We start from the raw sequence: 6,549 nt of genomic DNA on the forward strand, positions 1-6,549 counted from the left end.
TCCAGCTATAGCTTTCAATGGTGCCGTCCTCATCTGCTGATTCTGAACCATCGAGCTCTACCTCCAGCTCTCCCAGCCCGTCCACGTCCGTCAGCACCTGGTCTTCTCCTGCATCTGCTACAGGAGCTTTTTCCGGAGCTTCATGGATAGTCACTGCCACCTCATCGGAATCTGTCAGTCCATCATCATCCGTAACGGTCAAGCGGATAGTATGCTCCCCTGTTGATAAGCTTACGGCAGGGGTTTCTCCGGTCGCTATTTCCTCCCCGTTGATGGTCCAGCTGTAGGAAACAATGGTTCCATCCTTGTCTTTGCTTTTTGATCCATCCAGTTCTATTCTTTCCTGTCCGTCATTATCATTATCTGTTACCTCCTGAGCATTCCCTGCATCAGCTTCGGGCGCCTGATTGGCCGGCTCATTAATTTTAATTTCCACCTCATCGGTATCCGTCAGCCCATCATCATCGGTTACGGTTAAGACAATTTGCTGGCTCCCGACTGGAAGGGTCACAACAGGATTAACTCCGGTGGCAATAACGGCTCCGGCCAGACTCCAGCTATAGCTTTCAATGGTGCCGTCCTCATCTGCTGATTCTGAACCATCGAGCTCTACCTCCAGCTCTCCCAGCCCGTCCACGTCCGTCAGCACCTGGTCTTCTCCTGCATCTGCTACAGGAGCTTTTTCCGGAGCTTCATGGATAGTCACTGCCACCTCATCGGAATCTGTCAGTCCATCATCATCCGTAACGGTCAAGCGGATAGTATGCTCCCCTGTTGATAAGCTTACGGCAGGGGTTTCTCCGGTCGCTATTTCCTCCCCGTTGATGGTCCAGCTGTAGGAAACAATGGTTCCATCCTTGTCTTTGCTTTTTGATCCATCCAGTTCTATTCTTTCCTGTCCGTCATTATCATTATCTGTTACCTCCTGAGCATTCCCTGCATCAGCTTCGGGCGCCTGATTGGCCGGCTCATTAATTTTAATTTCCACCTCATCGGTATCCGTCAGCCCATCATCATCGGTTACGGTTAAGACAATTTGCTGGCTCCCGACTGGAAGGGTCACAACAGGATTAACTCCGGTGGCAATAACGGCTCCGGCCAGACTCCAGCTATAGCTTTCAATGGTGCCGTCCTCATCTGCTGATTCTGAACCATCGAGCTCTACCCTTTCCTGTCCGTCATTATCATTGTCTGTTATCTCCTGATCTTCCCCTGCATCGGCATCGGGCGCTTCATTTTCATTTTCTTCCTCTTCATCATCATTATCCTCCTCCTCATCGTCACTATCATCTTCTTCATCGCCATCACCATCCCTATCATCTTTTCCTTCCTTTATTCTAACCCTTACCTCATCTGTATCGGTTAAACCTCCATCATCGGTTACGGTAAGCTCGATAGTCGCACTGCCTGTCGGCAGTTCAACAGTAGGTTTTACTCCTTCTGCTATTTCTGTTCCTTCCTTACTCCAGCTGTAGGAAACAATGGTACCATCATGGTCTTCACTCCCGGACCCATCCAGCCCAACCTGCTCCTTCCCATCATTATCCTTATCCTCCAGGTCCAGGTTATCGCCTGCATCTGCCTTTGGCGCTTTATTATCCGGGTCAATTTCCAGCCTTTGCAGGAAAAGATTTTCCGCTGTACCTGAAAAATCAGAATTGAGAAGGGCCGGGAAAAAGCTTTGGCCTGGCCTGATGAATTCCTGCGCCTGCCCTGAAAGGCCAGATATTATCAGCAGGATAAAAAAGAAAATATTATATTTCATAGTCTTCATTTTGAGAAGCTAAAGTCAAAAATCACCTGTTTCACTAGCAAAAAGTCCATAGGTACACTTTAATTAACGCTTCTCCTGTTTCAGTGAATGGGAACAGGATAAATTCATAACTTAACTTTTAGAGGATTAGTTACAAATGAGGGAAAGGAACAGTTTTCCTAAACGTTCAAAAAGAAATAGTGGGCAGGGAAGAAAGTTCCTTCTTTGCCTGCTTTAATCAAAACCCTCGCATGAACAAACGCAATGTATACAGAATGCCCAAGGCCGGTTCTATCAGAAACCTGCAGTTACAGAAAGAAGAGCTGGCCCACCCTGCCCCGGAGGAGGTAAGCGTAGAGGTAAAAGCCATTGGACTTAATTTTGCAGATATTTTTGCCATGCAGGGCCTTTACAGCGCCACCCCAAGCGGTTCTTTTATACCAGGCCTGGAGTTTTCGGGGGAAATAACGGCAGTAGGCAAGAATGTAAGTGAATGGAAAGTAGGAGATCGGGTAATGGGAGTTACGAAATTTGGCGGGTACGTATCTCATTTAAATATCCACCACCGCTATGTAATTGCCCTCCCGCCTCCATGGAATTTTGCAGAAGGCGCTGGTTTTCTGGTACAGGGGCTAACAGCCTTCTACGCCCTTACTTCGTTAGGGAATCTGCAGCAGGGAATGACAGTGCTTATCCATAGTGCTGCCGGAGGAGTAGGTATACTGGCGAACCGTATTTGCAAAAAATATGGAGCCTACACCATAGGTACGGTGGGCCGGCAAAGCAAAATTAACTTTTTACTGCAGGAGGAAGATTACGATAAAGTCATTCTGCGGGCCAGGGATTTTGATAAAAAACTGCAAACAGCCCTTAACCATCGCCCCCTGCAGCTGATAATGGAATGTATTGGTGGCAGAATTTTGCGGCAGGGCTGGAATGCCATGGCTCCTATGGGAAGAATGGTGGTATATGGCAATGCCAGCTTCACCAGCCACAGTGCCAGGCCAAACTACCCAAAGCTCCTGTGGAAGTACCTGAAAAGGCCCAAAATAGATCCGCTGCGCCTACCGGGTGAGAATAAATCGCTCATGGGCTTTAACCTTATTTACCTCTATGAACAAACAGACCTGATGCACCAACTGCTCAGCGAGTTGCAGTCCCGGCAGGACCCGAACTATAGCCGTTTCCTGCCTTGAAAAGGCTGTTTTCGATTTTGGGTATCAAATGGGTATCACAAAACGTGTTTTTTCGGCTGCTGATTCACAACAAGCCTTGGAAAACCAGCACCATTTTGCTCTTTAAATTTACAAAACTTTTCCCTTATTCTACATTTGTTCTTTTACAAAAAAACAGTAAACAGGCCAGCAAACCTTTTCCGGTAACTACTATAGTGTTTAGCAGCCAAAAAATCAGTATAGCCGCTTTCCAGGCTCCAATTAAAAAAAAACGGCTCCACTGACGCTTTTTTCAGCAAGAACTAATCCTCACTAAACCACCTCATTTAAAACTACCCTTCATCCTGCTTAAGTGCTATTCATAAGCAAAAATCATTAAAATAAATGATTTGGATGTTGGTTTTTTTATATTTTTATTTTACCTAATTTAGCTATAGAAAAGGTTTGAATTTCTGCCTCCTTTCTGATTTGACAGATAAATAAATGGCAGCATATTTTAAACGGAAGAAAAGCAGTCCCTGATTTTCAACCTGTTCTTATCATGACTTGTACAGCTAAAATCCTTGAAATGATAACCCTTGGTTTTAAGCAGGATCAGATTGCGAAGCATCTGGGAATAACTGCTGAAGAGGTTGGAAAAATCATTCGACTTTACCCTAACCTAAACAGGAAATCTTCCAAAAGCAGAAAACCGCTGAGAAGAGTTAGGGTGCCAGAGCATTCCTCAGAAAAGGCTGCCGCAATTTCTTCCCCTCCCGTTCAGGAAATCAAACCGGGTATTTACCTGCTTACTGCTGATGATCTCCTTAAATTTACCCAAAAAATACCACCACCAACACTGGAGCCCCCTTCTCCTTTCGATGATTTTATTCCCAGAGAAAGCTTTCAGAAACAGTTCGGAATCAGTGCATCCACTGTGGAGCGCTACCACAAAAAAGGAATTCTCCGGCTCTACAAACTGGGTTCAAAACAGTTTATTAGAAAAAGTGAGATAGTGAATATTCTTGAAGGTGGACTATAGGATCCCCTTAAAGAAGAGGAGATCCATAGAAATTCAAAGAGCTATTTATCAGGGGGTTTACCTTTTCAAAAACAGGGAGGTGGAAGCTTCTCCCGGATTAGGACAATTTATTTTTATCAGTTTGATAGAAGAACTATCCCCACATGACATGGGTGGCAAAATTCGAACCGCCCCTTTAAAGCCTTCTATTTCAATACTATGCAGCGATTTATTTTTGAGACTCACCGGATAACTCACCTCGTATTCAACTCCAAAATGAGCCATCTTGTATGTGCAGGAACTGATAATTAAATATACGAAAAGTAAAAGTATCTGTTCTGCTTTGACTAAAGACTTGAGGTTAGTTTAGCCATCGTTAGTTTTACTTATGTTTCCTGTTAAGTTTGCTACTCTATTTGAGCTTGATTGCCTAGTGTAACTATAATCTTACTCAGGTAAGTAATTCACATTCTAGCTGAAATAGTTTTCGGGTAAACGGTCTAACTTGTCAGGAAAAATCAAATAAACAGGTATGAAAAATGTAATTCTTATTGCGGCTTTATTGCTATTGGTTGTTGCCTGCGGTAAAGAGGAAACCACACAGGAGGTGAAGTTTTCTGTAACAGGAACATCTGTTACGGAAGTGAAATTTAATTACAAAAACTCTATTCAAGACGTTAAGACACCTTTTAACGGCACATGGGATACCACCATTGTAGCCAACATAGGTGAAACAATTAGCTTAGACTCTAAAGCCACAGGTGGTGCGCTTACAGGTAAAGTATTTGTAAATGATGTGCTTGTAGCTGAAAAAACAGATGCTGACAGTGATGGAGACGGAAAAACCCAAGTGAAAGTAGATTGGACTACTGTTCAATAATTTCAAATCACTCAGGCAATAAAGCACATTACCTTTCAGTAGCTTCAAAATAAAATAATCTAAGAGCCAGCCGTGTCTGGCTCTTTTTTTTGCACCAGTCGTGAAACGTATTGGCTACTATTAGCCACTTGTGCTGCACCTCTACCAACATAGGTGAAGTTCACAGAAACTAACTGTTCAAATTGGATAAATAGTCTCAAATATTACCTATGTATTAGGTAGCTGATTCCTTCCACTTGTTTCCTTTTCGATAGTTTTCAAAGGCAACTTTACCTTAAACTCCGAAACATGGATTTCAAGAAAGAATCAACATTCATAAAACAAGATGAAAAAGCGGATTAAAAGGGGCTTTCCTTACTTCAAAAAAGTGGCTTTTGAATTTCGTTTTTTTTTAACCTTCCAACTTGTGAACACCTTTAGCAGTCTTATGGTCAAATCAACTTAAACAGTTAAAAATGAAAACAAAAAATTTTGTGTTAGTATCTGCCTTAGCATTCGGGATGTTTGCCTGTGGTGAAGATGAAGTAGCGCCAGAAAGCGCACAAGTAAGCTTAGCATTCAATACTGTAAAGACTTCTACAGGAATCAGCAATGCAAATGAAAGAGTGTTGGCAAGTGGTCTTTCTTTTTCTTCTGGCTTTATCACAATTAGAGAGGTGCAGTTTGAAGCTGAGTCAGATACAGATTCTGTTGAAGTGAACTTTGAGCAGGTAACTAAAATTGATTTTGCTACTGGTGCTTCTACCCCTGATATAAGTGGTCTTGTGATTCCAACGGGAACATATAGAGAAGTAGAAGTAGAGGTTGAGCTTCAGGATGGTGGCGATGAGCCTGCCGTAGTATTGAATGGCACCTTTACCTATGATGGTGTATCACATCCTGTTCGCTTTGAGTTCAATTCAGGAGAAACTTTTGAAGTAGAAAAAGAAGGTGTAATTACTTTTGCGGGAGGTGAGAGTATTGTGGCTCAGGTGACTTTTGATCCTAATGCATGGTTTCTGGAAGTGGAAAGTGAACAACTTTCAGTAGCAACGAAAAATGCAGAGGGTGTTGTTGTTATCAGCGAAACGCAAAACACCAACATCTTCGAAATTGTGGCTGATGGCTTAGACCTTGCTACAGAGGTGGAGATTTCAAAATAGAAGGAAAGTATTTCAAATTATTTAAAAAGATAAAATGAAAATAACAAAAGTTTTAATGGTCTTCCTTTTTGCTGGCGTAGCTTTATTCAGTAGCTGTGAAGATGAAAATGCTCAAATGGCTAATGTAGCATTTACTACGATTACCAGTGGTGACATTGATGGAGATGTAACGGGAAATGGCGGCTCAACATCAAAGAATTTCAAGTGGAACAACTCTTTATCTACTGCTGACTATAACATGGATATAACTGCTGCTAAAAGCGGAAGCTTTCAGTTGTTAGTAAAGGATTCGAATGGAAAGGTCGTTCTCGATAAAACAGTAGTAGCTGGACAGGGTGAGGATTCAAGGTCTGGCGTCACAACTGCTGGTGCCTCGGGTGAATGGACTGTTACAGTGAACCTTACTGACTTTAATGGTGACGGTAGCTTTTCTTTTAGCAAAGGAGACTGAGAACTTATTAAACTGTAATAGATAAAACTTTATCTGACAAGCCAGAGGTTTCTGGCGGGAGCCTCAAAACAAAATGCCTATGAGCCAGCTTTGTCTTTTAGTGGACCCCAAGCTTAGGACAGCTTTCTTTGAATTTTAATTGAATTAA

General features: G+C 42.7%; 6 protein-coding genes. 5 read left to right on the forward strand and 1 reads right to left on the reverse strand.

Going from position 1 to position 6,549, the window contains the following annotated elements; all coding sequences use genetic code 11:
* The coding region (locus tag F752_RS26260; protein ID WP_026135740.1) for a PKD domain-containing protein at nt 1-1,765 on the reverse strand (1,765 nt) is incomplete at its 3' end.
* A gap of 239 nt (nt 1,766-2,004) precedes the next feature.
* On the opposite strand from F752_RS26260, the gene F752_RS24205 reads away from it, so the two are divergent.
* The 5 genes from F752_RS24205 to F752_RS0113800 all read left to right on the forward strand — a co-directional run bounded on the left by F752_RS24205 (nt 2,005) and on the right by F752_RS0113800 (nt 6,401).
* Nucleotides 2,005-2,949 carry an alcohol dehydrogenase catalytic domain-containing protein gene (locus F752_RS24205; protein WP_051049905.1) on the forward strand — a complete coding sequence of 315 codons (945 nt, stop codon included), beginning with the start codon at nt 2,005-2,007 and terminating at the stop codon, nt 2,947-2,949.
* A 520-nt stretch (nt 2,950-3,469) separates the two neighbouring features.
* Entirely contained in the window at nt 3,470-3,949 is a 480-nt protein-coding gene (locus tag F752_RS0113780) for a hypothetical protein (protein WP_017732332.1), read from the forward strand.
* Between the two features lie 511 nt (nt 3,950-4,460).
* Nucleotides 4,461-4,808 (forward strand): hypothetical protein, encoded by a 348-nt coding sequence (locus F752_RS0113785; RefSeq protein ID WP_017732333.1) that lies wholly within the window; start codon nt 4,461-4,463, stop codon nt 4,806-4,808.
* Between the two features lie 455 nt (nt 4,809-5,263).
* Nucleotides 5,264-5,950, forward strand: a complete 687-nt coding sequence (locus F752_RS0113795) for a hypothetical protein (protein WP_017732335.1) — start codon at nt 5,264-5,266, stop codon at nt 5,948-5,950.
* A gap of 34 nt (nt 5,951-5,984) precedes the next feature.
* A complete protein-coding gene (locus F752_RS0113800) occupies nt 5,985-6,401 on the forward strand; it encodes a hypothetical protein (protein ID WP_017732336.1) in 417 nt (138 codons plus the stop codon).
* Nucleotides 6,402-6,549: the final 148 nt, after the last annotated feature.

The sequence above is a fragment of the Nafulsella turpanensis ZLM-10 genome, from assembly GCF_000346615.1.
Lineage (GTDB): Bacteria > Bacteroidota > Bacteroidia > Cytophagales > Cyclobacteriaceae > Nafulsella > Nafulsella turpanensis.

Coding starts and splice junctions, on each gene's coding strand:
- F752_RS24205 (WP_051049905.1), top strand. CDS start 2,005: ATGAACAAACGCAATGTATACAGAATGCCCAAGGCCGGTTCTATCAGA.
- F752_RS0113780 (WP_017732332.1), top strand. CDS start 3,470: ATGACTTGTACAGCTAAAATCCTTGAAATGATAACCCTTGGTTTTAAG.
- F752_RS0113785 (WP_017732333.1), top strand. CDS start 4,461: ATGAAAAATGTAATTCTTATTGCGGCTTTATTGCTATTGGTTGTTGCC.
- F752_RS0113795 (WP_017732335.1), top strand. CDS start 5,264: ATGAAAACAAAAAATTTTGTGTTAGTATCTGCCTTAGCATTCGGGATG.
- F752_RS0113800 (WP_017732336.1), top strand. CDS start 5,985: ATGAAAATAACAAAAGTTTTAATGGTCTTCCTTTTTGCTGGCGTAGCT.